This is a genomic window from Arthrobacter sp. PvP023, assembly GCF_017832975.1.
GTDB lineage: Bacteria > Actinomycetota > Actinomycetes > Actinomycetales > Micrococcaceae > Arthrobacter.
The window spans coordinates 85,167-100,291 of sequence record NZ_JAFIBI010000001.1 but is presented as its reverse complement, the minus strand read 5'-3'; the positions used below and the strand labels follow the sequence as shown (position 1 = coordinate 100,291).

The window sequence follows — 15,125 nt, the reverse complement described above, 5'->3', positions numbered from 1 at the left end:
CATGGCAATAGTTATCAACCACGAAGCCGAGACCACGGAAGACGCCGTTGTGCCCGCGAAGACGCGGCGAGGCGCGCTGGCCACATCCGGCAGCCCACTTGTCCGTCCGCCGGCCGCAGCACACCTCTCCGACGAGCAAGTGGCCGAGCTGGGCCGCGAACTTGATGCCATCAAGGACGACATTCTGGCGAAGCGCGGAGCCTCCGACGCCGCGTACATCCGCCGCATGATCAAGATCCAGCGCGGGCTGGAGATCTCCGGCCGCGCGACGCTCCTGGTGAGCCGGAACAAGGCTGCCTGGATCACCGGCACCACCCTGCTCAGCCTGGCCAAGATCCTGGAAAACATGGAGATCGGGCACAATGTGCTGCACGGCCAGTGGGACTGGATGCGGGACCCGGACATCCACTCCACCACCTGGGAGTGGGACTTTGTCACCCCGGCACGCGCCTGGCAGCACACCCACAATGACCTGCACCACCGCTGGACCAACGTGGTGGGCAAGGACAACGACGTCGGATACAACCTGCTGCGGATGGACCCCCAGCAGGAGTGGAAGCCGTTCAACCTCGGCAACCCGCTCTACAACGCCATCCTGGCCCCGGTCTTCGAGTGGGGCATCGCGATCTACGACCTTGAGCTCCAGGACTACAAGGAAGGCAACAAGTCCAAGGAAGCGCTGGTCAAGGACCTCAAGGCCCTCGGCGTCAAGGCCCTTAAGCAGTTCACCAAGGATTACGCCGCAACCCCGGCCGTCGCCATGCTGACCGGCTCCGGCAAGCAGGCGCTCTACGGCACGCTGACCGCCAATGCGGTGCGTAACGTCTGGGCCCACGCTGTGATCTTCTGCGGTCACTTCCCCGACGGGACCGACACTTTCACCGAGGAAATGGTGGAGGGGGAGACCCGCGGGGACTGGTACGTGCGTCAGATGATCGGCTCCGCCAACATCTCCGGTTCCAAGTTCATGCACCTCATGACCGGAAACCTTTCGCACCAGATCGAGCACCACCTCTTCCCGGACATTCCGTCCAACCGCTACGCCGAGGTGGCGCCCAAGGTGCAGGAGATCTGCAAGCGCTACGGCCTGCCGTACACCACTGGCCCGATCTGGAAGCAGGTCGGCTCCACGTGGGCCAAGGTCTTCAAGCTGGCGCTCCCGCCCAAAAAGGCCTAACCACCGGCTCCCGGTTTGAATGGAAGGGCGCCTGCTTTTGCGGCAGGCGCCCTTTGTCATGTCCGGCCCCCGGAGAGTTTTTGTCCAGATAATGGGGCGAAAACGTCGGTTTGCACCCATTATCTGGACAAAAACTCGTCCCTCGGCAGGGAGGGGGGAGGCGGCGGCGCTCATGCCGGTGACTTTTCCGCTGTCCCGAGAATGTGGGCTACCCGCGGATTGCCGGGGAGGGCGGAAAACCCGAAGCGCTCCAGGGTCTGCAGCGTGAGGCCCGCTGCGGCGATCCCGGCGGCGGTGTCGCGGTTTGGGTGGCATCCGCCGGCCAGCCGGCTCCACAGCGGGGTGAACAGGTCCTCGGCAGCTGCCAGCACGCGGTGCGCGGAGCGGACATGTTCGTAGAACAGCAGGAGGCCGCCGGGCCGGAGAACCCGCAGCATTTCCGTCAGGACGGCGGTCTGGTCCGCCACGCTGCACAGGACCAGGCTGGAGACCACCACGTCCACGGATCCGTCCGCCGCGGGCAGAGATTCCGCTGTGCCGTCCTGGACCGTGATGGGAACCGGTGCCCGGTTTGCCTCCGCCAGCGCCAGCGTCCGGAGCGTCGGGTCCGGTTCGAGTGCCAGCACGCTGGTCACGGCGGAAGGGTAGAAGGGGAAGGTGGCACCGTAGCCCGCCCCGATTTCGACGACGGTGCCGTGCGCTGCTTCGACGAGTCGCCGCCGGTGGTCCGCTGCCCCGCGCGCGTCCATGCGCGGACCCACGCGGGCGAAGTATTGTCCGAACGATGATTTCCGGTGGTTGGCTTCAGGCATCGGTGGCTCCCTGGGTCAGCGCGCCTGCGCCGGGTTGAGCTTCAGCCGGCGCAGCAGCTGCGCGTTGAGGGCCACCACGATGGTGGAGGCGGACATCAGCACGGCACCTGCGGCGGGGGACAGGACGATCCCTGCGAAGGCCAGCACACCGGCGGCCAACGGCACCGCAATGATGTTGTAGCCCGTGGCCCAAACGAGGTTCTGCCACATCTTCCGGTAGCTCGCCCGGGAAAGGTCCACCATGGACAGCACGGCCCGTGGATCGTTGCCGGCCAGGACTACGCCGGCGGACTCCACTGCCACATCGGTCCCGCCGCCGATCGCGATGCCCACTTCCGCCCGGGCCAGGGCGGGGGAGTCGTTGACGCCGTCGCCCACCATGGCCACCCGGAGTCCGCGGCCCTGGAGTTCGGCGACTTTCTTGTCCTTGTCTGCCGGAAGCACTTCAGCGAAGACCTCGTCGATCTTGAGGTCGGCGGCGACGGCGCTGGCCACCTGGCGGGCATCGCCGGTGATCATGGCCACCTTGATCCCGCGGTTCTGCAGGGCCGCGACAGCCTGGCGGGATTCCGGTCGCACGGCGTCCTCAAGGCTGACGGCGCCAAGGACCCGCCCGCCGTCGTCCACTACATGGAGGACGGCGGCGCCCCGCTCCATCCAGGCTGCCGTGACGGCTGCGAGCGTCTCCGGCTCGTTTGCTCCCAGTTCGCGGAGCAGGGCGGGACCGCCCACGTACACAGTCCTGCCATCGATGCCGGCACGGACGCCGCGGCCGGTCATGGAGCTGAAGTCCGTGGCTTTCGGAACGGTGAGCCCGCGACCGCGGGCGGCCGCGACGACTGCGCGGGCCACCGGGTGCTCGCTGTCCGATTCCACGGCGGCGGCCAGAGCCAGGAGCCCGTCCCGGTCCATCCCCTCAACTGCGGCCACGTCCTTGAGTTCGGGCTCGCCCTTGGTCAGGGTTCCGGTTTTGTCGAAAAGCACGACGTCGACGGTCCGCATGCGCTCCAGTGCCATCCGGTTCTTGATCAGCACGCCGGCCCGGGCTGCGCGCTCGGTGGAAATGGCGATCACCAGCGGGATGGCAAGCCCCAGCGCGTGGGGGCAGGCAATGACCAGCACCGTCACGGTGCGTGTCACGGCGTCGGAAATGCTGCCCAGCAGCGTCCAGGCGACGAACGTGATGACGCCGGCGCCAGCGGCGAAGTAGAAGAGGAACGCCGCTGCCCGGTCCGCGAGGGCCTGGGCCTTGGAGGACGACGCCTGAGCCTCGGCAACAAGCCGCTGGATTCCGGCCAGGGCCGTGTCCTCGCCGATGGCGGTGACCTGTACCCTGACAGAATTGTCCGTCGCGATCGTTCCGGCCACCACCGGATCTCCCGGCGAACGCAGGACGGTCCTGGATTCGCCCGTGATCATGGATTCGTCGAACTCCGCCTGCCCGTCGCTGACGGTGCCGTCAGCCGGCATCCGCCCGCCCGAGCGGACCAGGATGAGATCGCCGGAGCGGAGTTCGGAAACTGCGACGGTTTCGGAGCCGGCGTCCGTGATGCGTTCCGCCTCGTCGGGAAGCAGTGCCGCCAGCGCATCCAGCGCCCCCTGGGCCGAGCCAAGCGCCCTCATCTCGATCCAATGGCCCAGCAGCATGATGGCGACGAGAAGCGCCAGCTCCCACCAGAAGTCCAGATCGAATCCGCCGATCCCCAGGCTGGTGGCCCAGGACGCAGCGAAGGCCACTGTGATGGCCATGCCGATCAGAAGCATCATGCCGGGTTTCCGGGACTTGAGCTCGTTGAGCCCGCCGCGGAGGAACGGCTGGCCTCCGTACAGGTAGATCACGGTGCCCAGGAGCGGCGGGATCCAGAGGGAACCGGGGAAGGACGGCGGCATGTAGCCCAGGAGGTGCCCGAACATCGGGCTGAAGAAGACCACAGGCACGGCCAAGGCAAGCGTCAGCCAGAACCTGTTCTTGAACATCGCCACGCTGTGGCCGGCATGCTGGCCCTGGCTGTGGACCATGTGTTCGTCGTCAACGGGTCCGTGGCCTGCCGGATGCGTACCCTGCCCAGGCATCTGATGGGTGCCGTGCTCCGGATGCCCGGAGTGGCCGGCGTGCGGACGGCCCTGATCTGATTGCCCAGTGTGCAGTTGGCCTGCACCGTGGCGGGGTTCCATGGTGTGCTCCTTTGAGACTTTCACCCGTAGTGGTCGCGGCTTAACGTCAACATACCCCCAGGGGGTATAGATGGCAAGGGTTTCCCGCTAGCGGACTTCGATCACGCCCATCATGCCGAGGTCCTCATGGTCCAGGATGTGGCAGTGGTAGACGGCCCGGCCGGCGAAGTCCTTGAAAGCCACGCGGACCTTCACCCGGCCCTGAGCCGGAACATTGACTACGTCCCGCCACTCCGGCGGATCCAGTGCGCGACCGCCCTCCTCAATGACCTGCATCGGCCAGACGTGCAGGTGGAACGGGTGGTCCATGGGGCTGGGGTTGGTCAGGGTCCATTCCTCCACGCTCCCTGCCGCCACCGTGGTGTCCGTCCTCGCCGCGCTGAACTCCCGGCCGTTGATGGTGAAGCCCATCATGGCCCCGCCCATTCCCATGCCTGCGCCAGAGGAAAGCGTGAGCTGCCGGTGCGCTGCCACGGCGGCCGTCCGCAGGTCGTCCGGGTCCCTGCCTGCCGGCAAGGGCGGCAGCGGCGACAGGGGTGCTGGAGAGGCGGCGGTGCTTCCGGCCACGCGCAACGTCGCCAGCGCCGCGCCGGCCGCGTCCGGTTGGCCCGTCCGCCGTGGACCGGGTCCTTGGCCCATCATGCCGGCCATGCTGCCGCGGTCGTAGTACGCGGCCCGCAGGATGGAGTTTCCGGCCGCCGTGGTGACCAGCACGTCTGCCCGGTTACCCGGGGCCAGCAAGAGTTCCTCCACCGGCGACGGCGTGCGGAACCGGCCCGAGTCCATCCCCAGCAATTGGAGCTGCTGGCCGTCAAGCCGCAGCGCGAGATAGCGGGCCACGCAGGCGTTGATGAGGCGCCACCGCTCCCGCTGACCCGGCATGGCGGTGAACTCGGGGTTGCTCTGGCCATTGACCAGGATGAGTTCGCCTTCCCTGCCCAGCATCCGCTCCATCTGGGAAACGCGGACAACGTTCCCGCCGCCGTCCAGTGTGGTGTCGGAAATGACCAGGACGCGTTCGGTGCTGACCGGGACAGGATCCGGGTCCTCCACGATGATCGCGCCAAAGAGGCCTGCGAAGATCTGGTCGGCCACCATGCCGTGGTGGTGCGGGTGGTACCAGTACACACCCGGAGGGTGGTCAGCCGGGAGCCGGTACTCATAGTCATGGACGGCGCCGGGATTCACCACCACGAACACGTTGTCCCCGGAGCCCTCGGGGGAGACGTGCAGCCCGTGGACATGCAGGTTGGTTGGCTGGTCCAGGCTGTTGGCCAGACGGACGTTGAGTACATCACCCGGCAGCAAGCGAAGAGTGGGACCCGGAATTCCGCCGTTATAGCCCAGCGCCTGGGCCTGCCGCCCGGCGAGCGGAAACTGGCCTGCCCCGGCTTCGAGCCGGACCTCCAGCCGCCCGCCGGTGCTACGAAGCTCGGACGGCTGGGACAGGTCGGCTCCGGTGACCGGGGCCGACCGGGATGAGGACCGGGAAGCCAGCGTCCACCACAGCCCCGCTCCGCCAGCCACCGTTCCGGCCGCGCCGAGTCCGCCCAGGAGCAACGCGCTGCGCCGGCTTATGGGACGGCTGGCGGGACGGCTGCCAACCAATGGCTCGCGGCTGGGTTTCGTGCCGGGCGGGCTGGCGGCGTGTTGCGGACCTGGTTGCGGACCCGCGGGAGGCGTGTTGGCGGGAGGCACTAGTGCTCCTCGCCGAGTATCCTGGCCTGTTCGCGGTACTCGTCAGCGGTCAGTTCCCCTTTCGCGAACCGTTCGTCGAGGATCTGCCGCGCCCGGCTGCGTCCTAGTCCGGGACCGCCGGCTCCGGGCCACGGACCGCCCGGCCCCGGAGTCCCTGGCGGGTTGAACCCGCCTCCCGTGAACCCGCCGCGGCCGCCACCGGAGAACAACCGCACGGCAACAAGCACCAGCAGGGCTACGCCCACCAGCATCAGCACTCCCCACAGCCACATCCAGCCCATGTCCGGACCGTAACCCCACATCATGGCTGCTCCCTTCGCGGCCTCTACTTCCTACGACAACAGTGCGCCCGGTTCACGGACTCCACTAGGGTCGTAAGTCGCTTGTGGAGGACTGTCCGCAGGGCGGAGCCTGTAACCATAGCCGAGCCCCTGCCCGGGGCCATCTACGCTGAGGAGCAGGCCATGCCGCCAGCCGCGTACCCCTCCCGCTTCGCGGGGCAAACCGTGATCGTGACCGGAGCGGGCTCCGGGATCGGACTGGCCACCGCCACCCGCCTGGCACATGAGGGCGCGAGGGTCATCGCCACGGACGTTCTGGAGCAGCGGCTGGCGGACCTTGCCGCCGGACTGCGCGGGTTCGACGTCGTCACGGTCACCGGAGACGTGGCCGAGGCGGAGACCACCGCCGCGATTGTGGCTGCCGCCGACGGCCGGGTGGACGGGCTGGCCAACGTCGCAGGGATAATGGACGCCTTCCTGCCGCCGGCCGAGGTGGACGATGCCACCTGGGACAGGGTGTTCAGCGTCAACCTGACAGGCCCCATGCGCCTCACCCGGGCGGTCCTGCCGCTGATGCTGGCGGCCGGAACGGGCACCATCGTGAACGTGGCGTCCGAGGCGTCGCTGCGGGCGTCCGCTTCCGGCGTGGCCTACACGTCGTCCAAGCACGCGCTGGTGGGCTTCACCAAGAGCGTGGCGTTCTTTTATGGACCCCAGGGGATCCGGGCGAACGCGGTGGCACCGGGGGCTGTTGCCACCAACATCGAGGCGCCCTGGAAGTCGGACTTCGCGGCAGGGCGGATCGGCCCCATCCTGCAGGCCACCGTAGGTTCGGTGGCGCAGCCCGCCCAGCTCGCCGCAGCCATAACCTGGCTGCTCAGCGAGGACTCGGCCAACGTCAACGGAGCGATTCTGCCCAGCGACGGGGGCTGGTCCACCATCTGACGCTCAGCTGATGAGCAGGCTCAGGGCTTCGGCCAGATGCCCCACTTCCCGAACGGAGAAACCGGCGGGAACCGGTCCGGGGCCGTTGGGGCTCGCCGGCACCACGGCGTGGGTAAAGCCCAGCCGGTGGGCTTCCTGGATGCGCTGGTTGATGCCTGGAACGGGACGGACTTCACCGGCCAGTCCCACCTCGCCAAAGGCAATCAGCCGGATGGGCAGCGGCTTTTTTGCCTTGGCCGAAGCCACGGCCAGCGCCACGGCAAGGTCGGTTGCCGGCTCGCTGAGCTTCACGCCGCCCACCGTTGCCACATAGGAATCATCCTTGTGCAGCAGGCAGCCGGCGCGCTGCTGGAGCACGGCAAGCAGCATGGCCACCCGGGAGCTGTCCAGGCCGCTGGTGGCACGGCGGGGCTGCGAACTGGCGCTCTCGGCCAGGAGCGACTGCACCTCCGCCAGCAGCGGCCGGCGGCCTTCCAAAGTCACGGTGATGCACGTGCCGGACACAGGCTCCTTGGTCCGGGAGACGAACAGGCCGCTGGGATCGGCAAGGCCTACGATGCCGTCCTCGTTGAGGTCGAAGCAGCCGACGTCGTCCGTGGGTCCGTACCGGTTTTTCACGGCCCGCAGCAGCCGGAGCCGCGAGTGGCGCTCGCCCTCGAACTGGCAGACCACGTCCACCAGGTGCTCCAGGAGGCGGGGCCCGGCGATGGAGCCGTCCTTGGTCACGTGCCCCACCAGGAGCGTGGTCATGTTGCGGCGCTTGGCCGCGGCGATCAGGGAGGCGGCCACCTCGCGCACCTGGGAGACGCCGCCGGCGCTGCCCTCGACGTCGGCACTGCTGAGGGTCTGGACGGAGTCCACCACCAGCAGCCGCGGTTCCAGCTTCTCCACTTGCCCGAGCGCCTGGCCAAGATCCGTTTCGGCCGAAAGGTAGAGGGACTCTGCAACAGCGTCGATCCGGTCCGCCCGCAGTTTGACCTGCGCAGCGGATTCCTCACCCGTGATGTAGAGGACGTCCTGCGCCGTGCGGGCGAACTTGGCGGCAACATCCAGGAGCAGCGTGGACTTGCCCACCCCGGGCTCGCCGGCCAGCAGGATCACTGCGCCCGGAACCAGCCCGCCGCCGAGCACGCGGTCCAGTTCATCCACGCCCGTCGGGAGGAACGCCGCCGTGGTGGCATCGACGTCGGCGATCCGGCGGGCGGGCTCCACAACGGTGGTGGCCGCCGTCGTACGCGCAACGGCGGCGCCGGTTTCCTCCACGGTGCCCCACGCCTGGCACTCGCCACAGCGCCCCACCCATTTGACGGTGGTCCAGCCGCATTCGGCGCATTTGTAGGCCGGGGCTTTGGATGCCCGGGAAGTCTTGGTTGCCATTGCTCCACACTATCCGGGGGCAGTGACATCCCGGCGCCAGCTCGTCGGGGTCCCGGCTTCGACGAGTTCAACCAGCGGGATCCTGCTACTACAGCGGCGGGAGAATGTCCCTGGCCTCCCGGGAGTCCATTCCGCTGGCTTCGAGCAGGTCCACCATCAGCGGGCGGAACAGCATGACCACCGTTTCGCCCTCGAGGCGCTGGACTTCCAGCAGCTTCGGGTGCAGGCGCAGTGCGATCCCGCTCAGGTCCTGCCGGGCCGTCCGGAGATGGGCCCGCCGAGCACCGTCGTGCGTTTCGGCAAGGCCCAGGGACAGCTCGTCGATGGCGGCGGCGGTTTCCTGCAGCACCTCGGCGATGTTTTCGGTGGCTTCGTCGGACAACGCGGCATGGTTGATGGCGCTGGTCAGCCTGCGCGCAAAAACGCGGCTGTTACGGAGCGCCAGGTCGATGAAGTCCAGCGACTGCTCGAGCCGGTCCAGCTCATCGCGGTGCCTGCGGTACGCCGGTGCGAGCGTGGCCACCTCACCGGACGCGCGCAGGGTATGGCGCATTGCGTCCACCAGGGGCTGGCAGTTCCGGCCGCGGATCAGGGCATGCCATGCCTGGGTGGAGTCGCTCTTGATGAGGGCCTGCGCGCATTCGCGCAGCACCTCGGCGAGCTCGTGCAGCAGTTTCCGGACGTCCTTGCGCGGTTCCCGCCGGGGATCCTTGGGGATGAGGATGGTGACCAGCAGCGCGAACAGTCCGCCCACTATCGCATCGATGCTGCGGGTGAACGGGCCTCCGGCGGGCGCCGGCAGCAGCACCACCAGGAGCGACTGCAGCCCCAGTTGGGTGGTGAAGATGTTGCCGCTGTCCAGGAAACGCGCCAGCAGGATGGAGGTGAGGAGCACGACGGCGGCCACCCAGATGTCGCCGCCCAGCCAGTGCAGGAGCAGGTCGCCCACCGCAATGCCGATGGTGCAGCCAAGGCCCACCTCAACCACCCGGCGCAGCCGGGGCTCCCGCGAGAAGCCCAAGGCGATCAGCGACGACGTCGCCGCGAACAGGGGACCCGAATGCCCCAGTACGTACTCGGCGAAGGCATAAGCCCCCACGGCGCAGCCGGTCATCTGGACGGCGGGGATCAGCGAGTTGCGGCTCCGGACCAGGCCGGTACGGATGCGGCCGCGCAGGAAACGCCCGCTTGCTGAAAGTCCTGCTGGGATGGCCATGCGTTCCAGTCTATTCACTGGCGTTGCACTACGACCGGAGATGTGATGTGCGCAATGGTGACGCTGCACATGTAAGCCGATGTCCCGCCGTCGTTAACCCTCCGTTCACCTTGGTCCCCACATCCCGTTACCTGCGGCCCCTAACTTCAATGAAGGTACAAAAAGTACGCAACTTCTTATGTTCGGACGTCTCCGGTCCGCTACGCATCAGAAATCCCTGGAAGGGGTACATCAGTGAAGGCACTCCGCTTCGGCCGCCACGCGGCTATCGCTGTCATCGCAGCCGGCGCACTCGCGCTCACCGCCTGCGGTTCCGACAACGCCACGGGCACCGGCCAGTCCGGCGCCCCGTCCGCCACGGGGGCGAACGTCACCGGCACGCTGACCGGCATCGGTTCCTCCGCCCAGGGCGCGGCCATGGACGTATGGAAGACCAACTTCGCGTCCGCCAACCAGGGCGCCTCCGTGCAGTACTCCCCGGATGGCTCCGGCGCTGGACGCAAGGCCATCATCGACGGTTCGGCCCAGTTTGCCGGTTCCGACGCCTACCTCAAGGACGAGGAGCTCGCCAGCTCCAAGGAAAAGTGCGGCCCCGAGGGTGCCATCAACATTCCGGTGTACATCTCCCCGATCGCCATCGCCTTCAACATCCCGGATGTCAAGGAACTGAAGCTGGACGCCGCCACCGTGGCCAAGATCTTCCGCGGCGAAATCGCCAACTGGAACGATCCCGCCATCGCGGCAATGAACCCGGACGCCAAGCTGCCGGACCTCAAGGTCACGCCGGTCAACCGTTCCGATGACTCCGGCACCACCAGCAACTTCACCGACTACCTGGCCGCCGCAGCTCCGGAGGTCTGGACCGACAAGGCTGCCGGCGTCTGGCCCGCATCCCTGAAGGGCGAGAACGCCAAGGGCACCTCCGGCGTGGTCAAGACCGTCACCGACACCCCGGGCGCCGTAACCTACGCCGATGACTCGGCCGTCAGCGGCAAGCTTGGCATCGCCCAGGTCAAGGTCGGCGATACCTTCACCAAGATCTCCGCCGAGGCTGCAGCCAAGGCCGTGGACGCCGGCAAGCCGGTGGAAGGCCGTTCCGCCAACGACCTGTCCATCAAGCTGGACCGCAAGACCACCATCGAAGGTGCCTACCCGGTTGTCCTGGTCTCCTTCCACGTGGTGTGCTCCACCTACGACAAGAAGGAAACCGTTGACCTGGTCAAGGCCTTCGAAAACTACGTAGTGTCCGATGCCGGCCAGCAGGCCGCCGCTGACGCCGCGAAGTCCGCTCCCCTCTCCAAGTCCCTCCAGGAGAAGGCTGCCAAGGCCATCGAATCCATCAAGGTCAAGTCCTAGGGGATTCACTGCACAGCAAGGCATAGTGGAAACACGAGCCTGAGCCAGGTTCCCTGTCCCGTGCGGGTCGGTCACAGACCGTCGCGCGGGGCAGGGAACCTAGGTGTTTGTCCGAAGTACAGCCAGTTTCACCGCTGCTTGCCGGCTCAGCCCGGACCAGGCAGTCGGTTCTATTCGAACCCAGAGGATCGTTTGTGACCACCACCTCCCTGACACAGTCCCGGGGCGCAGGCCGCGCCGGAGACAAGGTCTTTTCCGGAGCCGCCCTGGCCGCAGGATGCCTGATCCTTGCCGTGCTCTTCGGCGTGGCCCTGTTCCTGGTAGTCCAGGCGATCCCGGCCCTCGTGGCTTCGCCGGACAAGATCCAAGGCGGCGAAGGCTTCTTCGCCTACATCTGGCCGATCGTCATCGGCACCGTTATCGCGGCCGTTATTGCCCTGGTCATCGCCACCCCCGTGGCCATCGGAGTTGCGCTCTTCATCTCGCACTTCGCCCCGCGCGGCCTCGCCTCCGGCCTGGGCTACGTGATCGACCTCCTGGCCGCCATTCCGTCGGTGGTCTACGGCGCCTGGGGCGCCGCGTTCCTGGCCAAGGAGATCTCCCCGGCCTACGACTGGCTAGCCAACAACATGGGCTGGCTGCCCATCTTCCAGGGCCCCGCGTCCGCCACCGGCAAGACCATCCTCACCGCCGGCATCGTGCTGGCCGTGATGGTCCTTCCCATCATCACCTCGTTGAGCCGCGAAATCTTCCTGCAGACCCCCAAGCTGCACGAGGAAGCCGCCCTGGCCCTGGGTGCCACCCGCTGGGAAATGATCAAAATGGCCGTTCTTCCGTTTGGCCGCCCGGGCATCGTCAGCGCCGTGATGCTGGGCCTGGGCCGGGCACTCGGCGAAACCATGGCCGTAGCACTGGTGCTGTCCTCCGGCGCCCTCACCGCCAGCCTGATCCAGTCCGGCAACCAGACCATCGCCGCCGAAATCGCGCTGAACTTCCCGGAGGCCAGCGGCTTGAAGGTGAGCACGCTGATCGCAGCAGGCCTGGTCCTGTTCGTCATCACGCTCGGCGTCAACATGATTGCCCGCTGGATCATCAGCCGGCACAAAGAATTCTCGGGAGCCAACTAAATGACCTCCACCCTCACCCCGGTCCGCAAGCGCTCCGCGCTCACCAAGGGCCAGCTGCCCAAGTTCGCGCCTTTCGTTGTACTGGCCCTTGCCCTGGTGGTCGGCGCCGCCATCCTGGCCGTGATCGGCTTCAACGCGTTCGGTTGGGGCATCGTCTCAGCCATCCTGTTCACGGCCGGCCTGGTGGGTTGGAGCGCCGCCGTCGAAGGAGGACGCAGGGCCAAGGACAAGCTGGCCACCTGCCTGGTGGTCGGTTCCTTCCTGGTGGCCCTGCTGCCGCTGATCTCGGTGATCTGGACCGTCCTGGTCAACGGGCTCCCCGGCCTCCTGGATCCGGGCTTCCTCACCACCTCCATGAACGGTGTCACCGGCGCCTTCGACAACAAGAGCACGGAGGAGGGTGCGCCCGTCGTGGGCGGCATCTACCACGCGCTCCTGGGCACCATCCAGATCACCCTGCTGGCCACGGTCATCTCGGTTCCGGTGGGCCTGCTGACCGCGGTCTACCTTGTGGAGTACGGCGAGGACCGCCCGCTGGCCCGCGCCATCACGTTCTTCGTGGACGTCATGACGGGCATCCCCTCGATCGTCGCCGGCCTCTTCGCCGCCGCGTTCTTCTTCGCCGTGGTGGGTCCCGGCACCAAAACGGGGGCTGTGGCCGCCGTCGCGCTTTCCGTCCTGATGATCCCGGTGGTGGTGCGTTCCAGCGAGGAAATGCTCAAGATCGTCCCCAACGAACTCCGCGAAGCGGCGTACGCCCTGGGCGTCCGCAAATGGCGCACCATCCTCAAGGTGGTCATTCCGACGGCGATCTCCGGCATCGCGTCCGGCGTCACCCTGGCCATTGCCCGCGTGATCGGCGAAACCGCCCCGATCCTGGTGACCGCAGGCTTTGCCACCAACATCAACACCAACGTGTTCAGCGGCTGGATGGCCTCCCTGCCCACGTTCATCTACACCCAGATCCTGAACCCCACCTCGCCGTCCAACCCGGATCCGTCCTCGCAGCGGGCATGGGGTGCCGCGCTGGTGCTCATCATCCTGGTGATGCTGCTGAACCTCGGCGCACGGCTCATCGCCAGGATCTTCGCACCCAAGACCGGCCGCTAGCTCCGCCGGTAAAATTCAATTCGTATCCAGCAAGTGAAGGAATACCATGTCTAAGCGCATCGACGTCAAGGATTTGAACGTCTACTACGGCAAGTTCCTGGCCGTTGAGGACGTCAACATCAACATCGAAGCCAAGTCCGTCACGGCATTCATCGGCCCGTCCGGCTGTGGCAAGTCCACGTTCCTGCGGACGCTGAACCGCATGCACGAAGTGATTCCGGGCGCCCGGGTTGAAGGCGAAGTTCTGCTGGACGGTGACAACCTCTACGGACCCGGCGTGGACCCCGTGACCGTCCGCTCGCAGATCGGCATGGTGTTCCAGCGGCCCAACCCGTTCCCCACCATGTCCATCCGGGACAACGTCCTGGCCGGGGTGAAGCTGAACAACCAGAAGATCTCCAAGGGCGAGGCCGACGCCCTCGTGGAGCGCTCCCTGCAGGGCGCCAACCTGTGGAACGAGGTGAAGGACCGCCTGGCCAAGCCGGGGTCCGGCCTTTCCGGCGGCCAGCAGCAGCGCCTGTGCATTGCGCGCGCCATTGCCGTGGAACCGCAGGTCATCCTGATGGACGAGCCCTGCTCCGCGCTTGATCCCATTTCCACGCTGGCCATTGAGGACCTCATCAACGACCTCAAGGACCAGTACACGGTGGTCATCGTTACGCACAACATGCAGCAGGCCGCGCGCGTCTCGGACCGGACCGCGTTCTTCAACATCGCCGGAACCGGCAAGCCGGGCAAGTTGATCGAAGTGGGAGACACCCACACCATCTTCAGCAACCCCACCCAGAAGGCCACGGAAGACTACGTCTCCGGCCGCTTCGGATAAGCGAAACCTAGAGGTTTGTGAGGGGCGAGAGCGAGAGCTCCAGCACGAAGGCGGCAGCCGCCGTCAGCACGGGCGTGAGTACCCAGAACGCCAGGATCCGGAGCACCAGCCTGCGGTTGGTTACCGGGAAGCCCTGGTTGCTGCCGGCACCCAGCACGGCCGCCGTCACCGTGTGCGTGGTGGAAATGGGCCACTGCAGCCCGATGGCGCCGAGCAGCAGGATGACCGAGCTGTAGAGCTGGGCCACGAAGCCCCGGAGCGGATCGATCCGGGTGAGCTTGTAGCCGATGGTGTAGGAAATGCGCCAGCCTCCGGCCAGGGTTCCGGCCGCCAGCATCGCCGCGGTAAGCAGCGGCACCCAGCCGGGGATGCCGGCGCCGTCGGACAGGCCGGCGGCGAGGAGCGCCAGGAGCAACACGGCGCTGGTCCGCTGTCCGTCCTGGAGGCCGTGGCCGAAGGCCACCGCCCCGGCGGCGATGGCCTGGGTCCTGCGAGAGCGGCTGTTCACTACGCTGGGCGGGGTGTAGCGCGCCGCCCAGGTGGCCGGCCACACCAGCAGGTACGCGCCCACAAATGCGATGACAGGGGACAGCAGGAGGGGCAGCACCACCTGGAAAAGCAGGGAATTGTTCACTCCGCCCACCGCGTTGCCGCCCACCAGCACGCTGGCCAGGCCCGCGCCGGCCAGCCCGCCCACCAGTGCGTGGGTGGACGAGGAGGGAATGCCGCGCCACCAGGTGTAAATGCCCCAGGCTACGGCGCTGAGCAGGCCGGCCGCGAGGATGGTCAGACCGTTTTCACCCGGAGGCAGCGAGATCCAGGTTCTGCTCACCTGCAGCGCCAGGAGCCCGCTCAGCCCGGCTCCGACGAAGTTGAAGAGGGCGGCCAGCAGGACGGCCACCGTGGGGGTCAGGGCCCGGGTCCGCACGGCCAGGGCCACGGACGTTGACGCATCCCTGAATCCGTTCAGGAAGGCGAACGCGGCGGCAAACAGCACCACCACCACGAAGAAGAACAGGGTCACG

At 67.2% G+C, this 15,125-nt stretch carries 13 protein-coding genes; 6 read left to right on the top strand and 7 right to left on the bottom strand.

Annotated elements, in window-relative coordinates; all coding sequences use genetic code 11:
• Position 1 precedes the first annotated feature (1 nt).
• A complete protein-coding gene (locus tag JOE31_RS00435; RefSeq protein ID WP_209741638.1) occupies positions 2–1,177 on the top strand; it encodes an acyl-CoA desaturase in 1,176 nt (391 codons plus the stop codon).
• A 170-nt stretch (positions 1,178–1,347) separates the two neighbouring features.
• Here the strand turns inward: JOE31_RS00435 and JOE31_RS00430 are convergent, their stop codons facing one another.
• The 4 genes from JOE31_RS00430 to JOE31_RS00415 form a co-directional block, all read right to left on the bottom strand.
• A complete protein-coding gene (locus JOE31_RS00430; RefSeq protein WP_209741637.1) occupies positions 1,348–1,989 on the bottom strand; it encodes a class I SAM-dependent methyltransferase in 642 nt (213 codons plus the stop codon).
• 15 nt (positions 1,990–2,004) lie between these two features.
• A complete protein-coding gene (locus JOE31_RS00425; protein WP_209741636.1) occupies positions 2,005–4,164 on the bottom strand; it encodes a heavy metal translocating P-type ATPase in 2,160 nt (719 codons plus the stop codon).
• 87 nt (positions 4,165–4,251) lie between these two features.
• Positions 4,252–5,742, bottom strand: coding sequence for a multicopper oxidase family protein (locus tag JOE31_RS00420; protein WP_209748029.1), 1,491 nt, complete (start codon positions 5,740–5,742; stop codon positions 4,252–4,254).
• 119 nt (positions 5,743–5,861) lie between these two features.
• Positions 5,862–6,167: an SHOCT domain-containing protein gene (locus JOE31_RS00415; RefSeq protein WP_209741635.1), complete on the bottom strand. Its 306-nt coding sequence runs from the start codon at positions 6,165–6,167 to the stop codon at positions 5,862–5,864.
• Positions 6,168–6,326: 159 nt separating this feature from the next.
• On the opposite strand from JOE31_RS00415, the gene JOE31_RS00410 reads away from it, so the two are divergent.
• Positions 6,327–7,088 carry an SDR family NAD(P)-dependent oxidoreductase gene (locus JOE31_RS00410; protein WP_209741634.1) on the top strand — a complete coding sequence of 254 codons (762 nt, stop codon included), beginning with the start codon at positions 6,327–6,329 and terminating at the stop codon, positions 7,086–7,088.
• 3 nt (positions 7,089–7,091) lie between these two features.
• Here the strand turns inward: JOE31_RS00410 and radA are convergent, their stop codons facing one another.
• Complete coding sequence (gene radA, locus JOE31_RS00405) at positions 7,092–8,465, bottom strand: DNA repair protein RadA (protein WP_209741633.1); 1,374 nt, start codon at positions 8,463–8,465, stop codon at positions 7,092–7,094.
• Positions 8,466–8,553: 88 nt separating this feature from the next.
• Entirely contained in the window at positions 8,554–9,681 is a 1,128-nt protein-coding gene (locus JOE31_RS00400; protein WP_209741632.1) for an aromatic acid exporter family protein, read from the bottom strand.
• Positions 9,682–9,915: 234 nt separating this feature from the next.
• Here JOE31_RS00400 and pstS point away from each other — a divergent pair, with 234 nt between their 5' ends.
• The 4 genes from pstS to pstB all read left to right on the top strand — a co-directional run bounded on the left by pstS (position 9,916) and on the right by pstB (position 14,100).
• On the top strand, positions 9,916–11,037 hold the full coding sequence (pstS, locus tag JOE31_RS00395; protein WP_209741631.1) for a phosphate ABC transporter substrate-binding protein PstS: 1,122 nt from the start codon (positions 9,916–9,918) through the stop codon (positions 11,035–11,037).
• A 194-nt stretch (positions 11,038–11,231) separates the two neighbouring features.
• Positions 11,232–12,164: a phosphate ABC transporter permease subunit PstC gene (gene pstC / locus JOE31_RS00390; protein WP_209741630.1), complete on the top strand. Its 933-nt coding sequence runs from the start codon at positions 11,232–11,234 to the stop codon at positions 12,162–12,164.
• Positions 12,165–13,274, top strand: a complete 1,110-nt coding sequence (gene pstA, locus JOE31_RS00385; RefSeq protein ID WP_209741629.1) for a phosphate ABC transporter permease PstA — start codon at positions 12,165–12,167, stop codon at positions 13,272–13,274.
• Between the two features lie 46 nt (positions 13,275–13,320).
• Positions 13,321–14,100 carry a phosphate ABC transporter ATP-binding protein PstB gene (gene pstB / locus JOE31_RS00380; protein WP_011690076.1) on the top strand — a complete coding sequence of 260 codons (780 nt, stop codon included), beginning with the start codon at positions 13,321–13,323 and terminating at the stop codon, positions 14,098–14,100.
• A gap of 7 nt (positions 14,101–14,107) precedes the next feature.
• Here the strand turns inward: pstB and JOE31_RS00375 are convergent, their stop codons facing one another.
• A complete protein-coding gene (locus tag JOE31_RS00375) occupies positions 14,108–15,124 on the bottom strand; it encodes an inorganic phosphate transporter (RefSeq protein WP_209741628.1) in 1,017 nt (338 codons plus the stop codon).
• Position 15,125 lies beyond the last annotated feature (1 nt).